Raw genomic sequence first — 26000 nt, forward strand, 5'->3', positions numbered from 1 at the left:
CGCTCACCCTACGGTGGCGCGGTGCGCGGCCGATATCCGTCTCCGGTGGCCACCAGCACCTCGCCGACGCCCGGGCTGCCGCAGGCCCGGTCGCAGCCGACGAAATGGCGGTGGCCGGTGGCCGGTTCGCCCGCTGCGGCGGTGGCGTCGGCGCGCACGTCGGCAGCCGAGTGCGCGCAGCCCGGGCTGCCGGTACACGCGCTGACCGACAACCACGGCGAGCGCTCGTCGAACACCAAACCCATCGGGGCGAGCACCCGCAGCGCGGTGTCGGCGCGCGCTTCGTCGAGATCGAAGACCAACACCGAACGCCACGGGGTGATCGCCATCGGCGCGTCGATGGCGGCCAGGAACTCGGCCGTGCGGGCGGGTAACACGCCCAGCGGCACGGCCGCGCCCAACGCGATGCGGCCGTCGTGCTGTTCGATCCAGCCGACCGGTGGGCGCGTGACCGGTTCCCACGTCGCACCGGCATCGGCCGTCACCGCCAGATCGGCGATCAACGCACCGGCGTCATCGAGTTCGGCGACGCGCCAAGCCTTTCCGCAGATGTCGACGAACCGCGCAGCGACGTCGACCAGCGTGGGCACCACCTGCGGTGCCGACAGCCGCACGCCGGTGTCGCGGCCCGCCAGCAGCAGCGCCGCCGAATCACCGACGAAGTGCACCCCGGTGTCGGCGGCCAGCCCGGAGATGTCGCCGCGGCCGTCGTCGATGCCGAACAGGAACCGGCCCGGCAGCGCCGCGAGCCCGGGCCGCGCCTGGATCGCGTCGTCGAGATCGGTGACGGTGAAGCGGACGTCGGCGGCCGTCGCTGTCCGGCCCGACAGCGGGGAGGCCACGATGTTGCGCACCCGCTCATGTGTCGGTGACGGCAGCAGCCCCGCAGCCGCGAGAGCATCGGCCACCCCGACCGGGTCGTCCTGTATGCCGCGGATCTGGATGTTGCCCCGCGACGTGAGTTCCACAGTGCCAGAACCCCACCGCGCCGCGGCGCCCGCCACCGCCCGCAGTTGCGCGGCGGTGATCATCCCGCCGGGAAGCCGCACCCGCGCCAGCGCACCGTCGGCGGCGCGGTGCACGTGCAAGGCGCCGGGGCAGGCGTCGTGATCGCGGGTACGAGCCATGGGCTCACCGTACGCCGGGGTCACCTGAAACACAGGTAGTCGGCTACGCATGACGCCCGGGCGTCAGCGGTCGAAGCTTTCTCATCAGATACCGGGCAACCACGGTGGAGAGTATGAAATGAGCAGTCTGACAACCAATTCTGACCCAACAGCCACCCCGACTACCCGTAGCGTCCGCGCGCAGGCGCCCGTCGACGAGCCGGTCCTGATCACCGAACAGCAGGTGCTGTGGGGCACCGCGGCCCCGCGCTGCGCGAAACCGGCCGCAATGCAGAAGAAGCAGAAGCCGGTGCGACGCCAGTACCCGAAGCGGTACGCGTGGCTCGAAACTCCCTCATGAGCCGCCAAACGGACCGCCTCTAAACCCCCTTGCGTGTGACGCCGGCCACAGCGCTGGCCGCGGTGATCCGTGCCACACATATCGATCACTTGTGCTGGTTTTGGTCGTAGCTTCTGCACATCTGGATCTCTTGGAAGGAACAACGATGTTCGAACTCCTGATCTTCGGCGCGCTGTTGGTCGTCCTAGTCGCCGCGCTGGGCTTGCCGTATCCGAACACCACCCACGATCGGTGGAATCGGCGCTGATCCCCGGCTGGGCGACTTGAGGAGTCCTAGCCGCGCTGACCGCGGCTACGGCTCCACAAACCGCGAAATTTGGTGATGGGGTAGTAATGGGGCGTGGCTCCGCCCCAACGCACCCCGACCGTCCTGGTCCTGTCGACCTCCGATACCGACCTGATCACCGCGCGCGCCAGCGGCGCGCAGTACCGGTGGGCCAACCCGTCGCGGCTCGTCGACGGTGAACTCGCGGAACTGCTCGGCGCGGCCGACATCGCGGTGGTACGCATCCTCGGCGGCTACCGGGCGTGGCAGGACGGCATCGATTCGGTGGTGGCCAGCGGGCTGCCCACGGTGGTGGTCAGCGGCGAACAGACACCCGACGCGGAGTTGATGGGCCACTCCACCACGCCGGCCGGTGTGGCCGTGCAGGCCCACCTGTACCTCGCGCAGGGCGGGGTGGAAAACCTGCGGCAGCTGCACGCGTTCCTGTGCGACACGGTGTTGATGACCGGCTTTGGGTTCGCTCCTCCGGTGACCACCCCGACCTGGGGCGTTCTCGAGCGTCCGGTCCGCAACGCCGACGGCCCCACCGTCGCGGTGCTCTACTACCGCGCCCAACACCTGGCGGGTAACACCGCCTATGTGGATGCGCTGTGCGCGGCTATCGAAGACGCGGGCGGGCGGGCACTGCCGGTGTTCTGCGCGTCGCTGCGCACGGCCGACGCCGAACTGCTCGAGCTGCTCGGTACCGCCGACGCGATGGTGACCACCGTGCTGGCCGCCGGCGGCGCCACCCCGGCCGCCGTCACCGCCGGAGGTGACGACGACACCTGGAACGTGGCGCATCTGGCCGCCCTCGACATCCCGATCCTGCAAGGGCTGTGCCTGACGAGCTCGCGGGCGCAGTGGCACGACAACGACGACGGGCTGTCCCCGCTCGACGTCGCCAGCCAGGTCGCGGTTCCCGAGTTCGACGGGCGCATCATCACGGTTCCGTTCTCGTTCAAGGAGATCGACGACGAAGGGCTGATCTCCTATGTCGCCGACCCGGAACGCTGCGCCCGCGTCGCCGGGCTTGCGGTGCGCCATGCCCGGTTACGCGCGATCCCGCCGGAGCAGAAGCGGGTCGCGGTGGTGTTCAGCGCCTATCCCACCAAGCACGCCCGCATCGGCAACGCCGTCGGCCTGGACACACCGGCCAGCGCCGTCGCCGTGCTGCGGGCGATGCGCGAGCACGGGTACGCGGTCGGCGACATTCCGGGCCTGGACGCCGGCGATGGGGACGCGCTGATCCACGCCTTGATCGAACGCGGGGGACAGGACCCCGACTGGCTCAGCGAAGGCCAACTGGAAGGTAACCCGATCCGGGTGTCCACCAAGGACTATCGGGCGTGGTTCGACACGCTGCCCGCGGAGTTCACCGATGCCGTGACGGCGCAATGGGGTCCGCCGCCCGGTGAGCTGTTCGTCGACCGCAGCCAGGACCGCGACGGTGAAATCGTCATCGCAGCGCTGCAGGCCGACAACGTGGTGCTGATGGTGCAGCCGCCACGCGGCTTCGGCGAGAACCCGGTCGCCATCTATCACGACCCCGACCTGCCGCCGAGCCACCATTATCTGGCCGCCTACCACTGGCTGGACCAGGGTTTCGGCGCGGATGTCGTCGTGCACCTCGGCAAGCACGGCAACCTGGAGTGGCTGCCGGGCAAGACGCTGGGTATGTCGGCCGCCTGCGCACCGGATGCCGCGCTGGGCAACCTGCCGCTGGTCTACCCGTTCCTGGTGAACGACCCCGGTGAGGGCACCCAAGCCAAGCGCCGCGCGCACGCGACGTTGGTCGACCACCTCATCCCGCCGATGGCCAGAGCCGAAACCTACGGTGACATCGCCCGTTTGGAGCAGCTGCTCGACGAACACGCCAACATCGCCGCGCTGGACCCCGGCAAGCTGCCCGCCATCCGCCAGCAGATCTGGACGCTGATGCGCGCGGCGAAGATGGACCACGACCTCGGGCTCGAGGACCGGCCCGACGAGGACTCGTTCGACGACATGCTGCTGCACGTCGACGGCTGGCTGTGCGAGATCAAAGACGTCCAGATCCGCGACGGTCTGCACATCCTGGCCGAAACACCCGCCGGCGAAGCCGAACTCGACCTCGTGCTGGCGGTGCTGCGGGCCCGCCAGCTGTTCGGCGGCGAGCACACCGTGCCCGGGCTGCGCCAGGCGCTCGGCCTGGCCGAGGACGGCAACGACGAACGCACCGCCGTTGACGCAGCAGAATCTCAAGCCCGCGAACTCGTTGCCGCGCTGCAGGGGTCGGGGTGGAACCCGGATATCGTCGACACGCTGACCGACAACGCCGACGTCGCCGCGGTGCTGCGGTTCGCGGCCAACGAGGTGGTACCCAGGTTGGCAGGTACCGCAGCCGAGATCGATCAGATCCTGCGCGCGTTGGAGGGCCGGTTCATCGCGGCCGGCCCGTCGGGCTCACCGCTGCGCGGGCTGGTCAACGTGCTGCCCACCGGACGCAACTTCTACGCCGTGGACCCCCGCGCCGTGCCGTCCAAGCTGGCGTGGGAAACCGGTGTGGCACTTGCTGATTCGCTGCTGGCCCGGTACCGCGACGACCACGGCCGGTGGCCGGAGTCGGTCGGGCTGTCGGTGTGGGGCACCTCGGCGATGCGCACCGCAGGCGACGACATCGCCGAAGTGCTGGCCCTGCTTGGGGTGCGGCCGGTGTGGGACGAGGCCTCGCGGCGCGTGGTCGACCTGGAACCGATCGGCCTCGCCGAACTCGGCAGGCCCCGCATCGACGTGACCGTGCGCATCTCCGGGTTCTTCCGCGACGCGTTCCCGCACGTCGTCACGATGCTCGACGACGCCGTGCAGTTGGTCGCCAACCTCGACGAGCCCGCCGAGGCCAACTATGTGCGCGCCCACACCCAAGTCGACTTGTCCGAACACGGTGACCAACGACGCGCCACTACAAGGATTTTCGGATCCAAACCCGGTACCTACGGCGCAGGGCTGCTGCAGCTGATCGACAGCCGCAACTGGCGCGACGATGCCGACTTGGCCCAGGTGTACACCGCGTGGGGCGGGTTTGCCTACGGCCGAGATTTGGACGGCTGGCCTGCTTCTGAAGACATGAGCCGCCAGTACCGCCGGATCGCGGTGGCCGCCAAGAACACCGACACCCGCGAACACGACATCGCCGACTCCGACGACTACTTCCAGTACCACGGCGGCATGGTCGCCACCGTGCGAGCGCTGACCGGTAAGGACCCCGCGGCCTACATCGGCGACAACACCCGGCCCGACTCGGTGCGCACCCGCACGCTGTCGGAGGAGACCACCCGCGTGTTCCGGGCCCGCGTCGTCAACCCGCGCTGGATGAACGCGATGCGCCGGCACGGCTACAAGGGCGCCTTCGAGATGGCTGCCACGGTCGACTACCTGTTCGGCTACGACGCGACCGCGGGCGTGATGGCCGACTGGATGTATGAGCAACTCACCGCCGAGTACGTGCTGGACGACGAGAACCGCAAATTCATGGTCGAATCCAACCCATGGGCGCTGCACGGGATGGCCGAACGGTTGTTGGAGGCCGTGGACCGCGGCATGTGGGCGCAACCCGATGCGGCGACGCTGGAAAGCCTGCGCCAGGTGCTGCTCGAAACCGAAGGCGACCTCGAAGGCTGACGTCCGCGCGTGACTCTGCGTCCAGGGCGCGGTTTCGTCGAATTTTTCGCCCTGAGCGCAGAGTCAACGGCCACCCGGCCTGCCCAGTAAGTTGGGAGCGTGTCTGTCACCTTCGCCGACGTTGCGAAATCCGAATACATCCTGCTGACGACGTTCACCAAAGACGGTCGGCCCAAGCCGACCGCGGTTTGGGCGGCGCCCAATGGTGACCGGCTGCTGGTGATCACGCAGGAAAAGTCGTGGAAGGTCAAGCGGATCCGCAACACACCGCGGGTGACCATCGCGAAATGCGATGCGCGCGGCAACCCGAAGGGCGAACCCGTCGAGGCCGTCGCGACGATCCTCGACAAATCGGCCAACGCCGAGACCTACGACGCGCTCGGCAAGCGCTACGGGCTGCTCGGCAAGACGTTCAACTTCTTCAGCAAGCTGCGCGGCGGAATGAAGAACAACGTTTCGATCGAACTGAAGGCGGCGTGAGGATGGCTGACACCTTCGCCGACGTCGCCAAGTCCAAGTACATCCTGCTGACCACGTTCACCAAGGACGGCAGGCCGAAGCGCACACCGGTGTGGGGCGTCCGCGACGGCGACAAGCTGCTGATCATCACCGACGACGGCTCCTGGAAAACCAAGCGGATCAACAACACTCCGAGGGTCACCATCCAGAAGTCCGGTGCACTCGGCAAACCCAAGGGCGATCCGGTGGAGGCGGTCGCGCGCAACCTGCCGAAGTCCGAGACCCGCCGGGTCTTCGACAAGGTCACCAAGCGCTACTGGTACCACGCGTGGTGGTGGATACCGCAGGCAATCCTGCGCGGCGGCATCGACAAGGTGCACTCAGCCATCGAGGTACAGCCGGCGACTTAGGTCGTCAGGTGCTCGGTGAAGAACGCGAAGACGCGCCGCCACGCGTCGTCGGCGGCCGCCTCGTCATAGCCGAACCCGGCGATCCGCAGCAGCGGCTGAGCAGGCAGTTTGTTGGCGAAACTGTGGCCGGCGTCGGCATACACCTGGATATCGGCGGGAATATCCTTGTCCTGGACCACCTCGCGCAGCCGTGCCGGCGCCCCGCGCCCGAGCGGGTCGCGACGGCCGAAACTGGCCACGATCGGACACGCCCCGTCCAGCGTGTCGCTGAGATCGCGCGGCAGCGGTGTGCCGTAGAACGGGGCTGAGGCACCAAAACCGTTGGGCGACATCACCAACGCGAACTGCCCGCCCATACAGAACCCCACAATGCCGACCGCGCCCGTGCACTGCGGCATGGCCTGCAGATGGTCGCGGGCAGCCAGGATGTCGTCGAGCGCACGGCCACGCTTGCTGAGCAGCTCCCGGAACACCCGGGTCACGCACCGCGCGCGGCCGCCGCGCGAGTACAAGTTCGGTGTGACGGCGATGAACCCGGCCGCCGCGATCCGCGCCGAGGTCGCCTCGCTGTCGGGCCGGTAACCGATCGCGTCGTGCACCACCACCACGCCCGGCCAAGGTCCGTCGCCCTGCGGAACGCCCAGCAGCGCGTCGATCGGGCCGTCCGGGGTTTCGAGGTTGATCTTGGTCACGTGGCCAATCTACGGAACCAGACCGGCTGTTTCGGACGTTGTGCGGATATGGCGATGCGGCTGTTCCTGCTGTACGTGGTCCTCGAGATCGCGGTGATCGTGGCGCTGACCGCGACCATCGGCATCGGCTGGACCCTTCTGATGCTGGTCGCGGCCTTCGCCGTGGGCCTCGTGCTGGCCGGATCGCAGCTGCGACGGCAACTCCGCCGCCTGCAGTCCGGGCTCAGCGCCGCCGCCGTACCGGACGCGGCCAAAGACAGCCTGCTCGTCGCGCTGGGTACCGTGCTCGTCGTCATACCCGGACTGGCCAGCTCGATGCTCGGTGCCTTGCTCCTCCTGCCGCCCACCAGGGCGGCGGTGCGCCCGCTGGTCACGGCGCTGGCCGCGCGCCGGATGCCGCTGATCACCGTCGGCGTCGCGGGGTTGCGACACACCGCGCAGCCGCGCGGTGATTACATCGACGGCGAGGTGATCGACGTCGTCGACACCGATCCGCACACCGTGGAGCGCAAGCCCGAATAAGTGACTGACCTCCTGCTCAACGGGCGGGTGCACAGCCCCGCCATGCCCGACGCGACCGCGCTGGCGGTGCGCGACGGCGTCGTCGCGTGGCTGGGCAGCGACAACGTTGGCCGCGCACAGTTCCCCGAGGCCCAGATCACTGACCTCGACGGCGCCTTCGTCGCGCCGGCGTTCGTCGACAGCCACGTCCACCTCACCGCCACGGGCCTGACCCTGATCGGGCTCGACCTCCGCGCGGCCACCTCGCTTCGGCACTGCCTGCAGCTGCTCGGCGAGCACGCCGCCGCCCATCCCGACGGCGTGATCTGGGGGCACGGCTGGGACGAGTCCGGATGGCCCGAGCGCACCCCACCCAGCACCGCTGACGTCGACGCCGCGGTCGGCGACCGGCCCGCCTACCTGACCCGCGTCGACGTCCACTCGGCGGTCGCGACCACCGCGCTGCGCCGGCTCATCTCCGGCCTGCCGGACGCGCCCGGCTACGCCGCGCAGCAGCCGTTGACCGGCGACGCGCACCACCTCGTGCGCGCCGCCGCCCGCGACCGGCTGACCCCCGAACAGCGCGACCAGGCCCGAGCAGCCGCCTTGGACACCGCCGCCGCACTCGGCATCGTCGCCGTGCACGAATGCGCGGGCCCTGACATCGGCGGCCTCGACGACTGGGCCGAGATCCGGCGCATCGACCACGGCGTCGACATCGTCGGCTACTGGGGTGAGGCGGTCACCGACGCGCAGCAGGCCCGAGCGCTGATCGAGCGCACCGGCACCCACGGGCTGGCCGGCGACCTGTTTGTCGACGGTGCGCTGGGCTCCCGCACGGCGTGGTTGCACCAGCCCTACAGTGACGCCGAAAATTGCTGCGGCAACACCTATCTCGACACCGATGCGATCAGCGCACATCTGCACGCCTGCACCGAGGCTGGCATCACCGCGGGTTTCCACGTCATCGGCGACGCGGCCGTGACCGCCGTGGTCGATGCGCTCGACCGCGTGGTCGACACCTTCGGCGCGCCCGCCGTGGCGCGGTGCGGGCACCGGCTCGAACATCTCGAGATGATCACCGCCGAACAGGCCCGCCAGCTCGGCGCGTGGGGTGTGTTCGCCAGCGTGCAACCGAATTTTGACGCGCTGTGGGGCGGCGTCGACGGCATGTACGCGCAGCGTCTCGGACCCGACCGCGTCGGGGCGCTCAACCCGTTCGCGCTGTTAGCATCCCAAGGCGTGCCACTCGCCTTCGGCTCCGATACACCCGTCACCAGCATGAATCCCTGGGCGACGGTACGTGCGGCGATCCGGCACCGCACGCAGGGCAGCGCGCTGTCGGCGCGCGCGGCGTTCTCGGCGGCCACCAGGGGCGCCTGGCGGGCCGCAGGGGTGCGCGACGGCATCACCGGCACGCTGGTTCCCGGCGCGCGCGCCTCGTACGCGGTCTGGGAGACCGGCGAGCTCGAGGTGGCCGCACCTGATAACGCGGTGCAACGCTGGTCGACGGATCAACGCTCGCGGGTGCCCGCGCTGCCACGACTCGACGGGGAACTGCCCCGTTGCCGACAGACGGTCCATCGTGGTGTCGTCATCCATGGCTGAGCCGCCGAGATGGCGCGCACGGGCCGAGCGGTTCGGCCGGGCGGTGCTGGCGCGGCTGCCGCAGCTGACGGTGACAATCGTCGCGGGCCTGCTGCTGTGTCTGAGCTTCCCGCCGTTTGACTGGTGGTATCTGGCCGTCGTCGCGTTCGGGGCGCTGGCATGGGTGTTGACCCGTGAAACGACCACGACTGCAGGCGGTTTCGGATACGGGTTTCTTTTCGGGGCGGCTTTCTACCTGCCGCTGCTGCCGTGGGTCAGCGGGTTCGTCGGGGCGGTCCCGTGGATCGCCTTGTCGCTCGTCGAAGCGCTGTTCCCGGCGTTGTTCGGCGCACTGGCCGTGCTGGTGCGACGCCTGCCGGGCTGGCCGCTGTGGTTCGCGGGGCTATGGGCGGCACAGGAGTGGCTGAAGTCCACCGTGCCGTTCGGCGGATTTCCCTGGGGTGTAGTCGCTTTCAGCCAGACCGATGCGCCGCTGTTGCCGCTGGCCCGCATCGGCGGGGCGCCGCTGCTGTCGTTCGCCGTGGTGCTGGTCGGGTTCAGCTTCGCCGCCATCGTTTTCGAGGTCGTGCAGTGGTGGCGCCGCGACGAAGCGCACAAGGCGCGCCCGCCGGCCGTGGTGCTGGCCGGGGCGTGTATCACCGCCGTGTTGCTGGCCACCGCGCTGGTCTGGCCGGCGGTGCGCCAATCCGGCATGGGGGCAGGCGAAGACCAGCCGGTGACCGTCGCCGTCGTCCAGGGCAACGTGCCGCGCCTCGGGCTGGACTTCAACGCCCAACGGCGCGCGGTTCTCGACAACCACGTGCGCGAGACGATGCGGCTGGCCGCCGACGTGCGCGCCGGCCGGGCGTCGCAGCCCATGTTCGTCGTGTGGCCGGAGAACTCGTCGGACATCGATCCGCTGCGCAACCCCGACGCCAACAAGCTGATCTCCAACGCCGCAGCGGCCATCGACGCGCCGATCCTGGTCGGCGGGGTGGTGGCGGCCGACGGCCACAGCCCCGATAACCCGGTGTCCACGAACTCGGTGATCGTGTGGAATCCCGAGCGTGGTCCCGCGGATCGCCACGACAAGCGGATCGTACAGCCGTTCGGCGAGTATCTGCCGTGGCGCAGCTTCTTCAGCCACCTGTCGCCGTACGCCGACCGCGCGGGCTACTTCATCCCCGGGGACGGGGACGGGGTGGTGACGGCGGCGGGCATTCCGGTCGGGGTCGCCACGTGCTGGGAGGTCATCTTCGATCGTGCCCCACGCGAGTCGGTGCGCAACGGCGCGCAACTGCTGGCCGTACCCACCAACAACGCCACCTTCGACGAGGCGATGAGCGAACAGCAGCTCGCGTTCGCGCGGCTGCGTGCCGTCGAGCACGACCGCTACACCGTCGTCGCGGGCACCACCGGGATCAGCGCCGTCATCGCTCCCGACGGCCATGAGATCGCCCGCACCGAGTTCTTCGAACCCGCCTACCTCGACACCGCGGTCCGGCTGAAAAGCCAGCTCACAGTGGCGACCGGGTGGGGTCCGGCGATCCAGGGGCTGCTGATCGCCGTCGGCGTCGGCAGCGTGATCGCCGCGATACTGCACAATTGGACAGTTGCGCGTCGTCGATCCAGCGGCGACAAGGTAAGAGGAGCCACATGACGACGGGCCCGGGCCCCGGGGAACGCCCAAGCCAGCGTGCGCTGGTGATCATCCCCACGTACAACGAGCGGGAGAACCTGCCGCTGATCGTGCGGCGCGTTCAGCAGTCGTGCCCCGAGGTGCACATTCTGATCGTCGACGACGGCAGCCCCGACGGCACCGGCGACCTCGCCGATGAGTTCGCGCTGGCCGACCCGGACACGGTGCACGTCATGCACCGCACCGCCAAAGGCGGTCTGGGCGCGGCCTACCTGGCCGGTTTCGAGTGGGGACTGCGCCGCGAGTACGCGGTCCTGATCGAGATGGACGCTGACGGCAGCCATCCGCCCGAACAGCTGCACCGCCTGCTCGACGCCGTCGACGCCGGAGCCGATCTGGCGATCGGTTCGCGCTACGTGCCCGGGGGAGAGGTGCGCAACTGGCCCAAGCGGCGGCTGGTGCTGTCACGCACGGCCAACGGCTACTCGCGCATTCTGCTCGGCGTCGACATCCACGACATCACCGCCGGCTACCGCGCCTACCGGCGTGAGGTGCTGGAGAAGATCGACCTGACCGCCGTGGACTCCAAGGGCTACTGCTTCCAGATCGACCTGACCTGGCGCACCATCAACAACGGGTTTCAGGTGGTGGAGGTGCCGATCACCTTCACCGAACGTGAGTTCGGGCAGTCCAAGATGAGCGGATCCAACATCCGCGAAGCCCTGTTCAAGGTCGCGGAGTGGGGAATCCGCGGGCGCATGGACCGGGCCCGCGGAGTCGGTGTCACCCGCTAGCTGGTGCCGCGCCGCCGGGCCTTGATGATGTCCATGCGCTCCTTGAGCAGTTCCTCGAGTTCCTCGATCGAACGACGCTCGAGCAGCATGTCCCAGTGGGTCCGCGGCGGCTTCGTCTTCTTCGGCTCGGGCGCGTCACCCTCGATCAGCGTGCCCTCCATGCCGTTGCGGCACAGCCAGGTGTGGGGGATCTCGGCGTCGTCGGCGAACGGGACGTCGAACTCCTCGCCGTTGTCGGTGCGGTACCGGGCGACCTGACGCGGCGCCAAGTCGTGGTTGCGGTCGGTCTCGTAGCTCACAGCTCCGAGGCGACTGCCTCTCAGGACACGATCAGCCATCGTCAACACTCCTCAAATAAAACCCTGGTTGTCCGGTACATGAACGCCCCAACGCGCCAGATAAGTTCCCGACTCGACCGTCCATGATACCGGGATCGGCCGGTCCCTACGTTTACAGTCAGGTTCCGTGGCACGGCGATTACGTCCCCAACCCTGTCGCTGGTGCGGGCGCGAAGTCGCCGACGCAGGCCTGGGCAGGCGTCGACAGTACTGCCGACAGTCGTGCCGGCAGCGCGCCTACGAACAACGCACGCTCGTCAAGGGCACATCCCTGGCGCCCGACGCGGTGGTGCTCACCGCCGAAGAGGCCACCGAACTCGCTGACCGGGTGTATCAGGTCCGCTGCGCCGCCGAAGACGTCGCGACCGCCATAGAAGAAGGCGCCGACAACGACGAACTGCGCCACCTGTGCACCGAGTTGATGCGGGCCGCCAAGGCCGCCGACGGCTGGCGCTAGCCGGGAAGTTCCTCAGCAGCTGAACATCTGCCCGATCTGCGGCGGGGCGGTCACCGGTTGGAGGCAGCCGAACGGTTCGACGCCCGCGTCGCTGAACTTGACCGCGGACTGGTGCGCGTAGTTGACGCAGAACAGGCCGACAGTGTCGGAACGGCACCGGTAGTCGCCGAACGCCAACACCTGGCCGTAGGGCAGTTCCGCGCCCACACCGGCGGTGAAGGGTCCCGGATCGCCGTGCACGGAGCCGACGGCCACGGTGGTGCCGTCGTAGTCGACCCAGCCGCCCTTCCACTCGCCGTACGCGTCGGCGGGCCGCGGCGGCGGGTCGGCCAAATCGAGCAGGCATACCAGTGCGCCGTCGGTCATGCATCGCGTGGTGCTCGTCGGGGTCCGGAACGCGACATCGTCGCCCAACTGCGTTGTGGTGCCGTCGCGGAACGCGACGTTGTACTGGGCCGGGTCGGCCGGGTCGCCCGCCTCGATCCAGGCGATGACGTCGGCGATAGGCGTGCCGGCATCGGGAGGCTGGGCGGGTGCGGTGGTGGTCGGGGCGGTCGTGGTGGTGCGGCCCGGATCCGGGGGGATCGGCTCGATCCGTTCGGCCTCGCCGCCGACCGACTGGGAACATCCGGCTAGCAGCACCGAGACCGCGATGAGCCCAGCGATTCGCATACCGGCCAGGTTAGCGGGCCGACACGGCGGGCCCGGCCAGGCGCGGCGGCGGGCGCGCATTCGCTACCGTCGGGTGATGCACGAACACACCGTCCGCGCAAAGATCGACGCCGGAACCATCGAAGGTTTCAACCGTGACGGAGTGAACCGCTGGCGTGGCATTCCCTATGCCCGCCCGCCGGTGGGTTCGCTGCGGCTGCGTGCGCCGCAGCCCGTCGAGCCGTGGCGTGGTGTGCGGTACTGCCACGGGTACGGCAACTGTGCGCCCCAGCAGCGCATGTACACGATGCTGGCGCCCGGCAAATACCAGCCGATGAGCGAGGATTGTCTGACGCTCAACGTGGTCGCCCCCAAGCGGCCGCCCGAAGCGCGGCTTCCGGTCATGGTTTTCATCCACGGCGGCGGCTATTTCATGGGCACGTCGGCCACCCCGATCTACGACGGGGCGTCGCTGGTCCGCAACGGCTGCGTCTACGTCTCGGTGAACTACCGGCTGGGCGCGCTGGGATGTTTGGACCTGTCGTCGCTGTCCAACGACGAGTTCACCTTCGACGACAACCTGTACCTGCGCGACCTGGTGATGGCGTTGCGGTGGGTGCGCGACAACATCGCAATGTTCGGCGGTGACCCCGACAACGTCACCATCTTCGGCGAAAGCGCCGGCGCGCACGCCGTCGCCACCCTGCTGGCCGTACCGGAAGCCAAAGGCCTTTTTACGCAAGCGATCTCGGAGAGCCCCGCGGCGGGTATGGTGCGTACCAAGGAAGTCGCGGAGCAGTACGCGGAACGGTTCGCCGCACTGCTCGGCGCGCGCAAGGCGGACGGCGCCAACGCGGTGATGGCCGCGCACCCAATCGATTTGGTGACCGCGTTCGACCGGCTGATCAAACATGGGCAACGCGAGATGCTCGGCGCGTTCGCGGCCGGCCCCACCAGCGGCGGCGATTACCTGCCGCTGGATCCGGTCGAGGCGATGCGCAACGGAAAAGCCCACCGGGTACCGCTGATCGTGGGCACGAACAAAGAGGAGGCCCGGTTGTTCGGCCGTTTCCTCAAACTGCTGCCGATGACCGAGCCGATGATCGAGCGCCTGCTGGCGCAGGTCGACCCCGCTGAGCGCGAACGTATTACCGCCGCCTACCCGGGCTATCCGGATCCGCGCGCGTGCGTCCAGTTCGGCGGCGACTTCGCGTTCGGGTCGGCAGCATGGCAGATCGCGGAGTCGCACAGCGTGCACACCCCGACCTACCTGTACCGCTACGACTATGCCCCGCGCACGCTGCGGTGGTCGGGACTGGGCGCCACCCACGCCACCGAGCTGTTGGCGGTGTTCGACGTCTACCGCAGCGGTTTCGGACGGCTACTGACCGCCGTCGCCGACCGTCGCACCGCGTTGCGGGTCAGCGACGACATCCAGAGCCGGTGGCACGCCTTCGCTCGAACCGGGATGCCGAAGGGGGACTGGCCCGCCTACACCGCCGCCGAGCGGGCGGTGATGGTGCTCGACCATCGACCCCGCGTCGAGTTCGATCCGCACGCCGCCCGCAGGCAGGCATGGGAAGGGTTTTCCCTGGCCAGCCGGTGATTCGCAGCGAATCCGACAATTTTTTGACACCCGTCAACGTTGTGATTTCGCCCACTGCTAGGTTGCCAGGTATGGCCCCCACGCAGAGCGCCGTGATCGAACGGCCCACCGACCTGAACGCCGACTGGCTCACCGCGACCATCGGCGCCGGAACCGTCACCGAATTCGGCACCGAACGCATCGGTACCGGACAGATGAGCGAGTGCTACCGCGTGACGCTGACCTACGCCGACGGCGAGGAAGGCCCACCGTCGGTGGTGTTGAAGGTCGCCGCGACCGACCCCGCCAGTCGCCAGGCCGGCCTGACGCTGGGCCTCTACGAACGGGAGGTCAGGTTCTACACCGACATCGCGCCGCGCATCGGTGGTCCGGTGGCGCCGTGCCATTCCGCCGGCTATGACAGCGAGACCGGGGCGTTTCACCTTCTGCTCGGCGACGCGGCGCCGGCCACCGTCGGGGATGAAATCCGCGGTGCCACAGTCGAGCAGGCGAAGCTAGCGCTGGCCGAATTGGGCCGCGTGCACGCCCCGCTGCTCGGTGATCCGGCGGCCGCGCAAGCCGACTGGCTAAACCGCGACACGCCAATCAACCAGGCGCTGATCGGCCAGCTCTACGCCGGGTTCGCCGAGCGCTTCACCGACCGGATCACCGACCAACAGCGTGAGGTCTGCGAGCGGCTGGTCGCCAGCTTCGACGCCTACCTCGCTGTCGAAGCCGATCCGCAGCGCCCGATGGGGCTGATCCACGGCGACTATCGGCTGGACAACCTGCTTTTCGGCGGACCCGGCGCCGACCGCGCGCTGACCGTGGTGGACTGGCAGACCGTCACGTGGGGACCGGCGCTGACCGACGTCGCCTATTTCCTCGGCTGCGCCCTGCCCGTCGAAGACCGCCGCGAGCACTACGACGCGCTGCTGCGCGCCTACCACGAGGCCCTGGGCCCCGACGCGCCGCTGACCCTCGACGACGTCCGCGAGGGCGTACGCAGGCAGAGCTACTTCGGGGTGGTCATGTCGATCGTGTCCTCGATGCTGGTCGAGCGCACCGAGCGCGGCGATCAGATGTTCATGACCATGCTGGATCGGCATTGCCACCATGTGCTGGACACCGACGCCGCGGCGATCCTGCCAGAACCCGTTGGGCTCGAACCGTTGCGGCCCGAGCCCACCGACGAAGGCGCCCACGCACCTGGTGATGAGGAGCTGTGGAACGAGAGCTGGTACTTCGACTTCGTCGACCCCGCGCAGAAGATCGGCGGCTGGATCCGGCTGGGCCTAGTGCCGAACCAGAACGTCGCGTGGATCAACGGGCTGCTGTGCGGGCCGGATATGCCCACCATCGCGATCGTCGACCTCGAGGCCCCGCTGCCGGACGATCCGATGCAGGTGCATTGTGCGGCAGGGGATCTCACGATGGAGATCACCGAGCCGCTGCAGAGCTACCGAGTGACACTGCGCGGGCCCGCGCAAGCCTACGACGATCCGGCCGCGCTGCTGCGCGGCGAGGCCGGCCGGCCGACCGAGCTGACGATGGACCTGGTGTTGCGTACCGAGGGCGTGCCATACCAGTACCGGATCACGCCGCGCTACGAGATCCCGTGCGGGGTGTCGGGCACCGTGTCCGCCGACGGGCAGAGCTACCAACTGGATTCGGTGCCCGGCCAGCGCGACCACTCGTGGGGGGTGCGCGACTGGTGGTCCATGGAGTGGGTGTGGAGCGCGCTGCACCTCGACGACGGCACTCGTCTGCACGGCGTCGACGTCCGGGTCCCGGGCGCACCGCCGGTGGGTATCGGCTACATCCAGCACCCGGACCGCGAGCTGATCGAACTGCAGACGGTGGCGGCGCGAGAAGAGATGGGCGACAACGGGTTACCACTGCAGACGACGCTCACGTTGGCGCCGGGTGACGTCACGGTGAGCATCGCCGTGCACGGTCACGCACCGGTGCGGTTGACCTCACCCGACGGTCGGGTCAGCCAGTTCCCGCGGGCGTGGGCCGCCGTCACCGCCGTCGATGGCCGCACCGGCGTCGGATGGCTGGAATGGAATCGCAACCAATAGGGCCGCGTAGCCCCCTTAGCCGCGAGCCCACCCCATTCCCGCGAGCGTGCGAGTTTGAGGGCGACACGCCGAGAGATCGCCGGAGTTTGCGCACGCTCACGGCGGCCTCGCAGCAGCATCATCGGGGCGCGTACATGATGACGCCGACGCCGAGTAGGCAGATCGCCGCCCCGGCGAGATCCCACCGGTCGGGCCGGAAGCCGTCGGCGACCATTCCCCACGCCAGCGAGCCGGCCACGAAGACGCCGCCGTACGCGGCGAGCACCCTTCCGAAGTGGGCGTCGGGCTGAAACGCCGCAACGAACCCGTAGGTGCCCAGCGCGATGACGCCGGCGCCGATCCACAGCCAACCGCGATGTTCGCGAAACCCTTGCCACACCAACCAGGCGCCGCCGATTTCGAGCACCGCGGCCAACGCGAACAACAGCATCGACTTGAGCACTATCACGGCTTCCAGCGTGCCGCGAGCGTGCGCAAACTTCGGCTATTCCACGGCGTGTCGCCCGCAAACCCGCACGCTCGCGCCAAATGCGCCAACTAGCGGGCCGAGTCGTTGTCGAGGTCGTCGCGGTTCAGCCCCATCGGCGTCGCGGCGGGCAGATCGCCGCCGGCCACCACGGCACGGGTGATCGGCGTCAACGCCCGGAACAGCGTCTCCACCTCGTCGTCGGTTAACGCCTCGAGCGCCGACAGCGCAAGCCGGTCGGTGGTGTCTTCGATATGGGCTTTGAGTTCGCGTCCGGCCGCGGTCAGTTCGTCGCCGTCGAGCAAGCCACGCCGGGCCAACCGGTCACTGTAGAGCCGCCACTGTTCGTCGTCGTAGTCGCGGCTGCGCATGATCATCTCTTTGGGCACCCGGCCCGCGGCCGCATGCAGGACATTGGCCTCGCGTCCGGAGATCCCGCAGGCCGCCAGCACGGCGATGTGGCCGTCGCCGCGTTGTTCACGCAGCAGCGTGGCGGCGTGCCACAGCTTGGCCAGCGGTTCGTCGGGCCAGTCCAGCGCCGCGTTGGCGGCGAACAGCGCGCGGCCGTCCAGCGGTGCGCTGCGGGCGGCCTTGGCGGCCAGTTCGGCGGCTTGGCGCACGTTCTCGTCGTCGGCGACGCCGTTGCGGCGCAGCGCCGCCACCGCTGCCTCCCTACGCGCCTGAAGCGCGTCGGCCGGCGTGGCGACGTCCCAGGCGGCGGGCAGGGCCCTGGCCACTCGGAGCGGCGCGAAGTTGTAGAACGCGGCGGTCACCACTTGCGGCGGCACGATCCCGAATGGGGCCGAGCGGGCCGCGAAGTAACCCATCCAGAAGCCTTTGAAGCCAAGCCCATCGAGGGCGGCGCGGGCTTCCGGCGCGAAGTAGGTGACGGCGTGCACTGGTTCGATTCGATCGAAGAATCGCCGGGCGAGTTTCGGTTCCCTGTCCACGGTGGCAGTTAACCATTCAGCTCACGACATAGGTCGGCCGCCGCCTCGTCGATGATGGCACGCATCGCCTTCTCGGCGGCGGCCCCGTCGCCGGTTCTGATGGCGCGGGCCACCTCGTCGTGCAGTTCGATGGCGTCCGGGTTGGGTGTGCTGGGCATCATGCCGTGGTGGGTGCGGCCGGTGAGCACCGCGGCGACGACGCCGTCGAGCGCGCGGAACATCTCGTTGCCGCTGGCCTCCAGCACGGTTCGGTGAAAGAGCTTGTCGGCCAATAGGTATGACTCGAGGTCGCCGGATCGGCCGTGCACCACCATGTCGGAGACGGCCGCGGCCATGGTCCGGCACTGGTCGGGGTTCGCGCGTCGCGCGGCCAGGGCGGCGGCGATGGGTTCGAAGCCGCGCCGCAACTCCGACAGTGACATCAGCTGGGCGGTGCGGTCGCCGACGTCGATGCGCCAGCGTATGAGCATGGGATCGAACACATTCCACTTCTCGACCGGCTGGACCGTGAGCCCCACTCGACGGCGGGACTCGACCAGACCCATCGATTCGAGCACGCGCACGACCTCACGGGTGACGCTGCGCGACAGACCGTGCTGTGTGCTCACCCCGTCGAGCGTGAGCACATGGCCCGCCGGATATGCACCGGACACGATCGCGGTGCCCAATGCGGTGAGCAAACTGGCGTGCAAGGCGCCGACGTTCGATTCCGACGACACGGATACATCCTGTCATAACTGCATCGCAACACTTAAAGGCATATCTTTCTGTAACAGCCTTGCAATCATATGACCATCGCGGCATGGTTGTGACGTCAGCCACAACGGATAGGTGCAATAGATGACGTCGCCAATCGTCGTGATGGGCGTATCGGGGTCGGGCAAGTCGACCGTCGGGGCGGCGTTGGCGCAGCGGTTGCGGGTGCCGTACGCCGACGCCGATGATTTCCACCCGCCGGCCAACATCGCCAAGATGACGTCGGGCCAACCGCTCGACGACGACGACCGCCGGCCGTGGCTGGACGCGATCGGGGAGTGGCTGGCCGAGCGGGGCGATCGCGGCGGGGTGATGAGCTGCTCGGCGCTCAAGCGCAGGTATCGCGACCAACTGCGCCGTCACTGTCCCGCCATTGAATTCGTGCACCTCAGCGGCACCCCGGAGGTGATCGGCAGGCGCCAGGCCAGCCGTCCCGGCCACTTCATGCCCGCATCACTGCTGCAATCCCAGTTCGCCACCCTCGAGCCGCTCGAGAGCGATGAGGACGGCGTCACCATCGACGTCGATCAGAGCATCGATTCGATTATCGAGACCTACGTCAGCACAACCGAATAGGTCTGGGAGGCCTGGTGCAAGCAATCGAACCGGCGTACGGCGCCGGCACACTGCTCTTGATCGCCGCGGCAGCTGTCGCCCTTCTGCTGCTCTTGATCATGAAGTTGAAGCTGCACGCGTTCGTGGCGCTGGTGTTGGTGAGCGTGCTGACCGCGATCGCCGCAGGCATCCCCGTCGGTGACATCCCCGACGCGCTCTCGTTCGGCTTCGCCGACACGATCGGCTCGGTGGCTATCCTCGTCGGTTTCGGCATCATGCTCGGGCGCCTGCTCGAGATCACCGGCGGCGCACAGGTGCTCGCCGACACGCTCATCGGCCGGTTCGGCGAGAAGCGCGCACCGCTGGCGCTCGGGGTGGCCGCGCTGCTGTTCGGCTTTCCGATCTTCTTCGACGCCGGTCTTGTCGTCTTCCTGCCGATCATCATGACGGTCGCGCGGCGCTTCGGCGGTTCGCTTCTGCTGTACGCGCTGCCGGCCGCCGGCGCCTTCGCCGCGATGCACGCCCTGGTGCCGCCGCACCCCGGGCCCGTCGCGGCCGCTGAGGCACTCGACGCCGACATCGGGTTGACGTTGCTTGTCGGTGCGCCGATCGCGATCGTGTCGTGGTTCGTGGGTGTGATGCTCGTGTCACGGGTGCTCGGACACCGGGTGCACGTCGACATTCCGGAGACGCTGTTCGGTTCCTTGAACGGCGGACGTGACGAGGACGCCGGCGGCGACGACGCCGCGGGCAGCGGTGCGGGGACACAGACCCGGACCCGGACGGCTCCGTCGTTTCCGACCGTGCTCGCGTTGTTGCTGCTGCCGATGGTGCTGATCTCGTTCAACACCGTGTTCAACACGCTCATCACCGCCGGTGTGGTCGCCGACGACGCCACCTGGGCGCGGTACCTGATGTTGCTCGGCAACACCACGGTTGCCCTGCTGATCACGGTCATCGTGGCCATCGTCGTGCTGGGCCTGCGCGAGCACCGGATGGCCGACGTCAACACGATCCTGGACAACGCGCTCGGCCCGATCTGCTCGATCATCCTGATCACTGGCGCCGGCGGCATGTTCGGTGGTGTGCTCGAACTCAGCGGTATCGGCGATGCGCTGTCCGACTCACTGTCTGACCTCGGAATGTCGCTGATCGTGCAGGCTTTCGTGATCGCCACGCTGCTGCGCGTCGCGCAGGGGTCCGCCACGGTCGCCTTGACGACGACGGCCGGCTTGCTCGCCGCCGCGGCCGCCGAGGCCGACCTGACCAGCTTGCACCTCACCTTGTTGGTGATCGCCATCGCCGCGGGTGCGACCGTGCTCTCACACGTCAACGACTCGGGCTTCTGGCTGGTCAGCCGGTTCTTCGGGATGGACGTCAAGACCACCCTGAAGACCTGGACCGTGATGGAGACGACGCTCGGTCTCAGCGCGTTCCTACTAGCGCTGGCCCTCTGGATGGTGGTGTGACGTCAGCGCTTGCGGCCGCGACGTTGTTTGACCTGTGCGCGCGCGGTGCCGGCGAACTCGGGCGCGCGTTTGCGCGCGGTCTCCGCCAGTTCGGGCGCGCGTTTGCGCGCGGTCTCCGCCAGTTCGGGGCCCCGCTCGCGGGCGACCTCGGCCAGTTCCGCACCGCGCTCGCGAGCCACGTCGGCTAGCTCGGCACCGCGCTTGCGCGCCACCTCGGCCCACTCCGGGCCGCGTTCGCGAGCCACCTCGGCCAGTTCGGTGCCCCGCTCACGTGCGACGTGGGCGAGTTCACGACCCCGTTCGGCGCCGACCTGAAGCCCGTGGCCGACCTTCTCGGCGAGCGCACTGTCGGCCAGCGCTCCGCCCGTGGCCGCACCGGCGGGCAGCGCGGCGCCGACGGCTCCGGTGACCTTGTGCGCGGCGCGACGGCCCCGCCAGCCCAGCGACGGTTTGCCCTCGGTGTCGACGGCCGCGATGATCAGCCCGCCGATGAGGCTGATGTCGGTGACGAAGGCCCGTCGTTCGTCGGTCTTGCGCTGCGGGTCGGTCTCCTGCCAGAAGGCGTGGCCGCCAAGGCTGCCCGGTACCACGCTGAGCGCCAGCGCCGCCGACGCCAGCCGGGGCAGTTTGCCCGTGGCCAACAGCAGGCCGCCGCCGATTTGTGCCGCGGCATTGATGCGGGCGACGGTCTCGGCGTCGGAGGGGACGTTCGTGCCGACAGGGTCGGGCAGCTTGCTCAGCCCCTCGAGGGTTGGGCGCGTCGCGTCGGCCGCCGGTTTGGGGCTACGGAGGGCGTCGACGCCCCGTGTGATGAACACCGCTGAGAGCATGGGGCGCGCGATTCGTCGGATCAACATGAACCGTGTGTTCCCCGGGCCACGCCGGGACAAACGCCCGGACCAATCCTCAGTATGGGTCGCCCTGTGAACGTCGGCGTCGCAGCAGGGGTATCGCGTACCAGAACACGCCCAGGGCCAGCAGCGCGAAGCCACCGGCGACCCAGGCGAAGATTCGGCCCGTCACGGCGTCGAAGATGATGGTCGCCACCCCGGCCAGCGTGATACCCAACAGCAGTGTTCCCACCACGGCGTACCGGTGTGAGGTGGCCACCAGCGTCTTGAGCCGATGGCGGCGGAACAGTATCCGGTGCAAGGTCACCGGCGCGACAAGCAGGACGGTCGCACCGATCGAAGAGACGACCGTGGCCAGATAGACCCCGCGCATCAGGACGTCGAGTTTGTCGAACCGGTCGGAGAACGGCAGGATCAGCAGGAAGCCCGTCAGCAGTTGGACACCGGTTTGGGCTACCCTGAGCTCCTGCAGCAGACTGGTCCAATTGCGGTCCAGCCGTTGGGCTTCCGTCTCGTTGCGGTTCTCGTCCCATCGCTCGACGGCGCCGGGGTGCTCGATATCCACCTGGCGATTCTCGCAGCACCACCGGCACGGTGCATATCGATCACGCATTCACCTCCGCCCGTCGAGGTAGGTTCGTAAGGGTGGATCTCGTTGCGGGCATCGATTCGTCCACCCAGTCGTGCAAGGTCGTGGTGTGCCGGGCCGACACCGGGGAGATCATCAGATCGGCCTCCTCGCCGCATCCAGCCGGCACCGAGGTGGACCCCGAGTCGTGGTGGTCCGCGTTGCAAACCGCCATCGGTGAGGCAGGCGGCCTCGACGACGTGGCGGCGCTGTCGGTTGGCGCCCAGCAACACGGCATGGTGTGCCTGGACGCATCGGGGCGTGCCGTTCGAGATACATTGTTGTGGAACGACACTCGGTCCAGCGCCTCGGCCGACGAACTGGTCCGCGAGCTCGGCGGCGCAGCCGAATGGGTCAAACGTGTCGGCGTGGTGCCGGTCGCGGCGATCACCGCAGCCAAGGTGCGGTGGCTGGCCGACCATGAACCCGCGCACGCCGACGCGACAGCCGCGGTGTGTCTTCCGCACGACTGGTTGACGTGGCGGCTGACCGGTTCCGCCGATGTGGCGGACCTGCGTACCGACCGCAGCGACGCCAGCGGCACCGGCTATTACTCCGCCGAGCACGACGCCTACCATCCCGATCTGCTCGAGCTGGCGATGCGCGGCCGCCGCCCGTTGCTGCCGACCGTGCTGGGTCCGCACGACGAAGCCGGACGCACCGCATCCGGGGCAGTGCTCGGCCCGGGTGCCGGGGATAACGCCGCTGCGGCGCTCGGCCTCGGGGCGGCGCTGGGCGACGGCGTCGTATCGCTGGGCACCTCGGGGGTGGTCAGCGCCGTCAGCGACACCGCCCCACACGACGCCGCGGGACTGGTCGCCGGATTCGCCGACGCGACCGGGCGCCAACTGCCGCTGGTGTGCACGCTCAACGGCGCACCCGTGCTGGCGGCGGTCGCGCGCATGCTCAACGTGGACTTCGCCGAGTTCGACAGGCTGGCGTTGTCGGCGCCCGCGGGCGCGGAGGGGCTGACGCTGGTGCCTTACTTCGAGGGCGAGCGATCACCGAACCTGCCGGAAGCGGCGGGCGCCCTGCACGGCGTGACCACGCGGAACCTGGTGCCGGCCAACGTTGCCCGCGCCGCAGTCGAGGGTTTGCTCGCCTCGATGGCGTACTGCATCGAGAAGATCTCCGCGCAGGGCGTCGACGTCAGACGTCTCATCCTGGTCGGCGGCGCCATGCGCTCGAAAGCCGTTCGCCGCATCGCGCCCGCGGTGTGGGGCAGGCCGGTCGACGTGCCGGAACCCGCCGAGTACGTCGCGCTCGGCGCGGCCAGACAGGCGGCGTGGACTCTGACACAACAGGATTCACCACCGGTATGGTCATATGGCGTGACGACGCCCTACACCGCTGAACCGACTCCGCAGGTGCTCGACCAATACCGATCGGCGCAACCGCTGACGCTGCGGTGAACTACTCGTGGGAGCGTCTGGCCGACGCCGTATTCCGCTGCCGCCTACCGTTTCTCGACGTCACTATCGGCGTGGTGGCCGGTAGCGCGGGAACCTTGTTGATCGACACCGGCACCACCCTGACCGAAGCCGAGGCCATCACCGCCGACATCGCGGCGATGGGGCACCGCGATGTCAGCCATATCCTGCTGACCCACAACCACTTCGACCATATCCTCGGATCGTCGGCGTTCCCCGACGCGCGGATCTACTGTGCGTCGCAAGTGGCGGCGACCATGTCGGATGGTCGGCACCACCTTCGCGACGACGCCGTCCGGCACGGCGCCGACGTCGCAGAGGTGGACCGCGCGATCCAGGGCCTGTCCGTACCGCAGCACCTGACCAACGCCGCCGTCATCGACCTGACCGACATCGCCGTGACGATCGGGCACCCGGGGCCCGGCCACACCGACCATGACCTGATCGCGATCGTGCCCGCATCAGATACCGCGGTGGTGTTCTGCGGAGACCTCGTCGAGGAGTCCGGTGACCCCTGCATCGACGATGACTCCGATCCGGTGGCATGGCCCGCCACGCTGGACCGGTTGCTCGAGGTGGGCGGCGCGGACGCGGTCTACGTGCCCGGGCACGGCGCCGTCGTCGACGCGGAATTCGTCCGCCGGCAACGACGCTGGCTGGCTGAGCAGGTGTGACGTAGTCGGCGACGACATGTGACGTGCGTCATTGCCGGGCGCGGCCTACTTAGGCCACCCTAACCGTTCGCTTTGTCACGAATGGTTTGGAGGTGCCGGTATGGCCGGTCTCGACTTCGTCTATGACCTGACCCTCGACGAGGCCAGACGGCGAACCGCCGTGCTGGCGGCCATCGGCGACGACTGGGACCCCATTGCGGTGCTCGCCGAGGAGCAGCGCGCATACGAGATGCTGTACTCCGATCTGGATGCCGACCAGCAGCAGATCTACGACGACCTGGTCGCTGCCGGGGTGCTGCCCGATCGGACGGTGAACCGTGCTGCCGATTGATCCCACCGCCGACCGCGCACGTCGGGTATGGCTCGACTGCCCCAACTGCCGCCACGGCGTGGGATGCGAGGATTGCGAGGATCGCCGCAACTGCTCGGAGCACTGGCAATACCTGCTGGGCAACGACGCCACCGTGGTGCACATGCAGTGTCCGGGCTGCGCCCATCTGTGGTCGACGGACACGCACCGCCGCGGTGGTGCGGGCCAGGTCGCCTGACGCAGCAGCATCGCCGCGAATGCTGCGAACGGGTCGTGAACCGGCGAGAATCGCAGCCCTCATGGAGGTCTCGCTAGTTACCCTTGCCTCATGGGACGTGGGTTCTTCGGTTCGCCGGCCGTCCATGGATTCAACGGGTTCGTCGTCGGCCTGCTCGATGCGCCGGTGCTCGGTTCGATCATGCGCAGAGGATTTGTGAAGATTCGCTATGTCGGCCGCCGATCAGGCAAGACGTTCGAGACCCCGGTGAACTACCGGCGCGCCGGCGACGACATCGTCATCAACGTCATGGCCCCCGACGCGAAGACCTGGTGGCGCAACTTCCTCGACGACGGCGGCCCGCTCACCCTGGTCGGATTCGACGGGCAGGACCGCGCCGGGCACGCCGTGGCCCACCGTGACGCCAAAGGCCGCGTCACGGTCACCGTCACCCCGAGATGAGGCAGCCGCCCCATGCGCCGCGGCCGGCGGCCGGCCAACCATACGGGGTATGACGAACACACTCACACCCTCAGAGGCCGCCGCGGCCGTCACGCGCAACGCCACCCTGCCCCCCGGCGACGACGAACGGTTCGTCGGCTATGGCGTGATGGGCCTGCCGTTTCGAAGTGGGCACTACCTGGCCCTGCGGGATTTCCCGGCAACCTCTTTCTCACCCGCCTACCGATCGGTATGGCATCGCGGTCCATCCGGAGAGTGGTCGTTCTATGCCACCACGCCCGGCCAGCAGAGTTGCTCGCGGTACTTCAGCGCCGCGACGGGGGACCCGATCGAATGCGATATCGACGTCGCCTGGCTGACGCCGTGGTCGCTGCTGGTGCGGATCGCGGGGCTGCTCGACTGGACGATCGAGCTGGAGACGACCCCCGGCACGCGGCTGATGAGCAGCATCGGACGGCGGCTGCCGGCTGCGACGTGGACGAACCGGTCGGCGCTCGCGGTGATCGGACGGGTCGTCGGGCCGGTGCTGCGCAGCGGGCGGGTCAGGCTTGCCGGTCTTGCTCCCAACGGTCAGCGGTTCATGATCGCGCCGACGCAATTGTGGGCGGTGGCCGGGTCACGCGCGTGGTGGCGAGGTGAGGAC

General features: G+C 68.7%; 28 protein-coding genes. 19 read left to right on the forward strand and 9 right to left on the reverse strand.

The window, feature by feature from the left end:
- Positions 1–8: 8 nt before the first annotated feature.
- A complete protein-coding gene (gene cobG / locus ABQE44_RS20895) occupies positions 9–1127 on the reverse strand; it encodes a precorrin-3B synthase (protein WP_448394144.1) in 1119 nt (372 codons plus the stop codon).
- A gap of 118 nt (positions 1128–1245) precedes the next feature.
- Between cobG and ABQE44_RS20900 the strand changes: the two genes are divergently transcribed.
- The 4 genes from ABQE44_RS20900 to ABQE44_RS20915 all read left to right on the forward strand — a co-directional run bounded on the left by ABQE44_RS20900 (position 1246) and on the right by ABQE44_RS20915 (position 6261).
- Complete coding sequence (locus ABQE44_RS20900) at positions 1246–1467, forward strand: hypothetical protein (RefSeq protein ID WP_448431719.1); 222 nt, start codon at positions 1246–1248, stop codon at positions 1465–1467.
- A gap of 340 nt (positions 1468–1807) precedes the next feature.
- Positions 1808–5392 carry a cobaltochelatase subunit CobN gene (cobN, locus tag ABQE44_RS20905; RefSeq protein ID WP_448394142.1) on the forward strand — a complete coding sequence of 1195 codons (3585 nt, stop codon included), beginning with the start codon at positions 1808–1810 and terminating at the stop codon, positions 5390–5392.
- Between the two features lie 99 nt (positions 5393–5491).
- Complete coding sequence (locus ABQE44_RS20910) at positions 5492–5872, forward strand: PPOX class F420-dependent oxidoreductase (protein ID WP_448394141.1); 381 nt, start codon at positions 5492–5494, stop codon at positions 5870–5872.
- A gap of 2 nt (positions 5873–5874) precedes the next feature.
- Complete coding sequence (locus ABQE44_RS20915) at positions 5875–6261, forward strand: PPOX class F420-dependent oxidoreductase (RefSeq protein WP_448394140.1); 387 nt, start codon at positions 5875–5877, stop codon at positions 6259–6261.
- On the opposite strand, the gene ABQE44_RS20920 is transcribed toward ABQE44_RS20915, so the two are convergent.
- The gene (locus ABQE44_RS20920; RefSeq protein WP_448394139.1) at positions 6258–6953 is read right to left on the reverse strand and encodes a dienelactone hydrolase family protein; all 696 of its coding nucleotides are present in this window, start codon (positions 6951–6953) and stop codon (positions 6258–6260) included. The two genes, ABQE44_RS20915 and ABQE44_RS20920, sit on opposite strands and share 4 nt — an antisense overlap.
- A 48-nt stretch (positions 6954–7001) precedes the next feature.
- On the opposite strand from ABQE44_RS20920, the gene ABQE44_RS20925 reads away from it, so the two are divergent.
- Genes ABQE44_RS20925 through ABQE44_RS20940 form a run of 4 tightly spaced genes read left to right on the forward strand, consistent with a single transcriptional unit; the run spans position 7002 to position 11474 of the window.
- Complete coding sequence (locus ABQE44_RS20925; protein ID WP_448394138.1) at positions 7002–7475, forward strand: FxsA family protein; 474 nt, start codon at positions 7002–7004, stop codon at positions 7473–7475.
- Positions 7476–9062 carry an amidohydrolase gene (locus tag ABQE44_RS20930; RefSeq protein ID WP_448431721.1) on the forward strand — a complete coding sequence of 529 codons (1587 nt, stop codon included), beginning with the start codon at positions 7476–7478 and terminating at the stop codon, positions 9060–9062.
- Positions 9055–10701, forward strand: a complete 1647-nt coding sequence (gene lnt / locus ABQE44_RS20935) for an apolipoprotein N-acyltransferase (RefSeq protein WP_448431723.1) — start codon at positions 9055–9057, stop codon at positions 10699–10701. Before ABQE44_RS20930 ends, lnt begins: the two co-directional genes overlap by 8 nt.
- A complete protein-coding gene (locus ABQE44_RS20940) occupies positions 10698–11474 on the forward strand; it encodes a polyprenol monophosphomannose synthase (RefSeq protein WP_448431725.1) in 777 nt (258 codons plus the stop codon). Before lnt ends, ABQE44_RS20940 begins: the two co-directional genes overlap by 4 nt.
- On the opposite strand, the gene ABQE44_RS20945 is transcribed toward ABQE44_RS20940, so the two are convergent.
- The gene (locus tag ABQE44_RS20945) at positions 11471–11812 is read right to left on the reverse strand and encodes an RNA polymerase-binding protein RbpA (protein WP_448394134.1); all 342 of its coding nucleotides are present in this window, start codon (positions 11810–11812) and stop codon (positions 11471–11473) included. The two genes, ABQE44_RS20940 and ABQE44_RS20945, sit on opposite strands and share 4 nt — an antisense overlap.
- A 127-nt stretch (positions 11813–11939) precedes the next feature.
- Between ABQE44_RS20945 and ABQE44_RS20950 the strand changes: the two genes are divergently transcribed.
- Positions 11940–12269: a hypothetical protein gene (locus ABQE44_RS20950; RefSeq protein ID WP_448394133.1), complete on the forward strand. Its 330-nt coding sequence runs from the start codon at positions 11940–11942 to the stop codon at positions 12267–12269.
- A 12-nt stretch (positions 12270–12281) separates the two neighbouring features.
- On the opposite strand, the gene ABQE44_RS20955 is transcribed toward ABQE44_RS20950, so the two are convergent.
- Positions 12282–12941, reverse strand: a complete 660-nt coding sequence (locus ABQE44_RS20955) for a hypothetical protein (protein ID WP_448394132.1) — start codon at positions 12939–12941, stop codon at positions 12282–12284.
- 76 nt (positions 12942–13017) lie between these two features.
- Between ABQE44_RS20955 and ABQE44_RS20960 the strand changes: the two genes are divergently transcribed.
- Both ABQE44_RS20960 and ABQE44_RS20965 read left to right on the forward strand, forming a co-directional pair.
- Positions 13018–14526 carry a carboxylesterase/lipase family protein gene (locus ABQE44_RS20960; protein ID WP_448431727.1) on the forward strand — a complete coding sequence of 503 codons (1509 nt, stop codon included), beginning with the start codon at positions 13018–13020 and terminating at the stop codon, positions 14524–14526.
- A gap of 71 nt (positions 14527–14597) precedes the next feature.
- On the forward strand, positions 14598–16589 hold the full coding sequence (locus ABQE44_RS20965; RefSeq protein ID WP_448431729.1) for a DUF7064 domain-containing protein: 1992 nt from the start codon (positions 14598–14600) through the stop codon (positions 16587–16589).
- A 118-nt stretch (positions 16590–16707) separates the two neighbouring features.
- Here the strand turns inward: ABQE44_RS20965 and ABQE44_RS20970 are convergent, their stop codons facing one another.
- The 3 genes from ABQE44_RS20970 to ABQE44_RS20980 all read right to left on the reverse strand — a co-directional run bounded on the left by ABQE44_RS20970 (position 16708) and on the right by ABQE44_RS20980 (position 18724).
- Positions 16708–17034, reverse strand: a complete 327-nt coding sequence (locus ABQE44_RS20970) for a YnfA family protein (protein ID WP_448394312.1) — start codon at positions 17032–17034, stop codon at positions 16708–16710.
- 92 nt (positions 17035–17126) lie between these two features.
- Positions 17127–18005, reverse strand: coding sequence for an SCO6745 family protein (locus tag ABQE44_RS20975; RefSeq protein ID WP_448431731.1), 879 nt, complete (start codon positions 18003–18005; stop codon positions 17127–17129).
- An 8-nt stretch (positions 18006–18013) separates the two neighbouring features.
- The gene (locus ABQE44_RS20980; protein ID WP_448431733.1) at positions 18014–18724 is read right to left on the reverse strand and encodes a FadR/GntR family transcriptional regulator; all 711 of its coding nucleotides are present in this window, start codon (positions 18722–18724) and stop codon (positions 18014–18016) included.
- Between the two features lie 121 nt (positions 18725–18845).
- On the opposite strand from ABQE44_RS20980, the gene ABQE44_RS20985 reads away from it, so the two are divergent.
- The gene (locus ABQE44_RS20985; RefSeq protein WP_448394127.1) at positions 18846–19337 is read left to right on the forward strand and encodes a gluconokinase; all 492 of its coding nucleotides are present in this window, start codon (positions 18846–18848) and stop codon (positions 19335–19337) included.
- A gap of 14 nt (positions 19338–19351) precedes the next feature.
- The gene (locus tag ABQE44_RS20990) at positions 19352–20785 is read left to right on the forward strand and encodes a GntP family permease (protein WP_448431735.1); all 1434 of its coding nucleotides are present in this window, start codon (positions 19352–19354) and stop codon (positions 20783–20785) included.
- A 2-nt stretch (positions 20786–20787) separates the two neighbouring features.
- On the opposite strand, the gene ABQE44_RS20995 is transcribed toward ABQE44_RS20990, so the two are convergent.
- On the reverse strand, positions 20788–21642 hold the full coding sequence (locus tag ABQE44_RS20995) for a DoxX family membrane protein (protein ID WP_448431737.1): 855 nt from the start codon (positions 21640–21642) through the stop codon (positions 20788–20790).
- A gap of 49 nt (positions 21643–21691) precedes the next feature.
- Positions 21692–22201 carry a DUF6328 family protein gene (locus tag ABQE44_RS21000; protein ID WP_448431739.1) on the reverse strand — a complete coding sequence of 170 codons (510 nt, stop codon included), beginning with the start codon at positions 22199–22201 and terminating at the stop codon, positions 21692–21694.
- Positions 22202–22281: 80 nt separating this feature from the next.
- Here ABQE44_RS21000 and ABQE44_RS21005 point away from each other — a divergent pair, with 80 nt between their 5' ends.
- From ABQE44_RS21005 to ABQE44_RS21030, 6 genes are all read left to right on the forward strand, one after another.
- Positions 22282–23676: a xylulokinase gene (locus tag ABQE44_RS21005; protein ID WP_448394123.1), complete on the forward strand. Its 1395-nt coding sequence runs from the start codon at positions 22282–22284 to the stop codon at positions 23674–23676.
- On the forward strand, positions 23673–24368 hold the full coding sequence (locus ABQE44_RS21010) for an MBL fold metallo-hydrolase (RefSeq protein WP_448394122.1): 696 nt from the start codon (positions 23673–23675) through the stop codon (positions 24366–24368). The genes ABQE44_RS21005 and ABQE44_RS21010 overlap by 4 nt, the downstream gene beginning before the upstream one ends.
- Before the next feature lie 100 nt (positions 24369–24468).
- Complete coding sequence (locus tag ABQE44_RS21015) at positions 24469–24699, forward strand: DUF6400 family protein (RefSeq protein WP_448394121.1); 231 nt, start codon at positions 24469–24471, stop codon at positions 24697–24699.
- Positions 24686–24916, forward strand: coding sequence for a hypothetical protein (locus tag ABQE44_RS21020; RefSeq protein WP_448394120.1), 231 nt, complete (start codon positions 24686–24688; stop codon positions 24914–24916). Before ABQE44_RS21015 ends, ABQE44_RS21020 begins: the two co-directional genes overlap by 14 nt.
- Positions 24917–25006: 90 nt before the next feature.
- A complete protein-coding gene (locus tag ABQE44_RS21025; protein WP_448394119.1) occupies positions 25007–25357 on the forward strand; it encodes a hypothetical protein in 351 nt (116 codons plus the stop codon).
- Between the two features lie 49 nt (positions 25358–25406).
- Positions 25407–26000: hypothetical protein (locus tag ABQE44_RS21030; protein WP_448431741.1), on the forward strand; the 594-nt coding region annotated here is incomplete at its 3' end.

This window comes from Mycolicibacterium sp. XJ2546, from assembly GCF_053483195.1.

Bases quoted from the DNA above. Each gene is read 5' to 3' on its own strand.
- cobG (WP_448394144.1), bottom strand. From the start codon at position 1,127: ATGGCTCGTACCCGCGATCACGACGCCTGCCCCGGCGCCTTGCACGTG.
- ABQE44_RS20995 (WP_448431737.1), bottom strand. From the start codon at position 21,642: ATGTTGATCCGACGAATCGCGCGCCCCATGCTCTCAGCGGTGTTCATC.
- ABQE44_RS21025 (WP_448394119.1), top strand. From the start codon at position 25,007: ATGGGACGTGGGTTCTTCGGTTCGCCGGCCGTCCATGGATTCAACGGG.
- lnt (WP_448431723.1), top strand. From the start codon at position 9,055: ATGGCTGAGCCGCCGAGATGGCGCGCACGGGCCGAGCGGTTCGGCCGG.
- ABQE44_RS21015 (WP_448394121.1), top strand. From the start codon at position 24,469: ATGGCCGGTCTCGACTTCGTCTATGACCTGACCCTCGACGAGGCCAGA.
- ABQE44_RS20925 (WP_448394138.1), top strand. From the start codon at position 7,002: ATGGCGATGCGGCTGTTCCTGCTGTACGTGGTCCTCGAGATCGCGGTG.
- ABQE44_RS20965 (WP_448431729.1), top strand. From the start codon at position 14,598: ATGGCCCCCACGCAGAGCGCCGTGATCGAACGGCCCACCGACCTGAAC.
- ABQE44_RS20960 (WP_448431727.1), top strand. From the start codon at position 13,018: ATGCACGAACACACCGTCCGCGCAAAGATCGACGCCGGAACCATCGAA.
- ABQE44_RS20985 (WP_448394127.1), top strand. From the start codon at position 18,846: ATGACGTCGCCAATCGTCGTGATGGGCGTATCGGGGTCGGGCAAGTCG.
- ABQE44_RS20945 (WP_448394134.1), bottom strand. From the start codon at position 11,812: ATGGCTGATCGTGTCCTGAGAGGCAGTCGCCTCGGAGCTGTGAGCTAC.
- ABQE44_RS20940 (WP_448431725.1), top strand. From the start codon at position 10,698: ATGACGACGGGCCCGGGCCCCGGGGAACGCCCAAGCCAGCGTGCGCTG.
- ABQE44_RS20900 (WP_448431719.1), top strand. From the start codon at position 1,246: ATGAGCAGTCTGACAACCAATTCTGACCCAACAGCCACCCCGACTACC.
- ABQE44_RS20955 (WP_448394132.1), bottom strand. From the start codon at position 12,941: ATGCGAATCGCTGGGCTCATCGCGGTCTCGGTGCTGCTAGCCGGATGT.
- ABQE44_RS20915 (WP_448394140.1), top strand. From the start codon at position 5,875: ATGGCTGACACCTTCGCCGACGTCGCCAAGTCCAAGTACATCCTGCTG.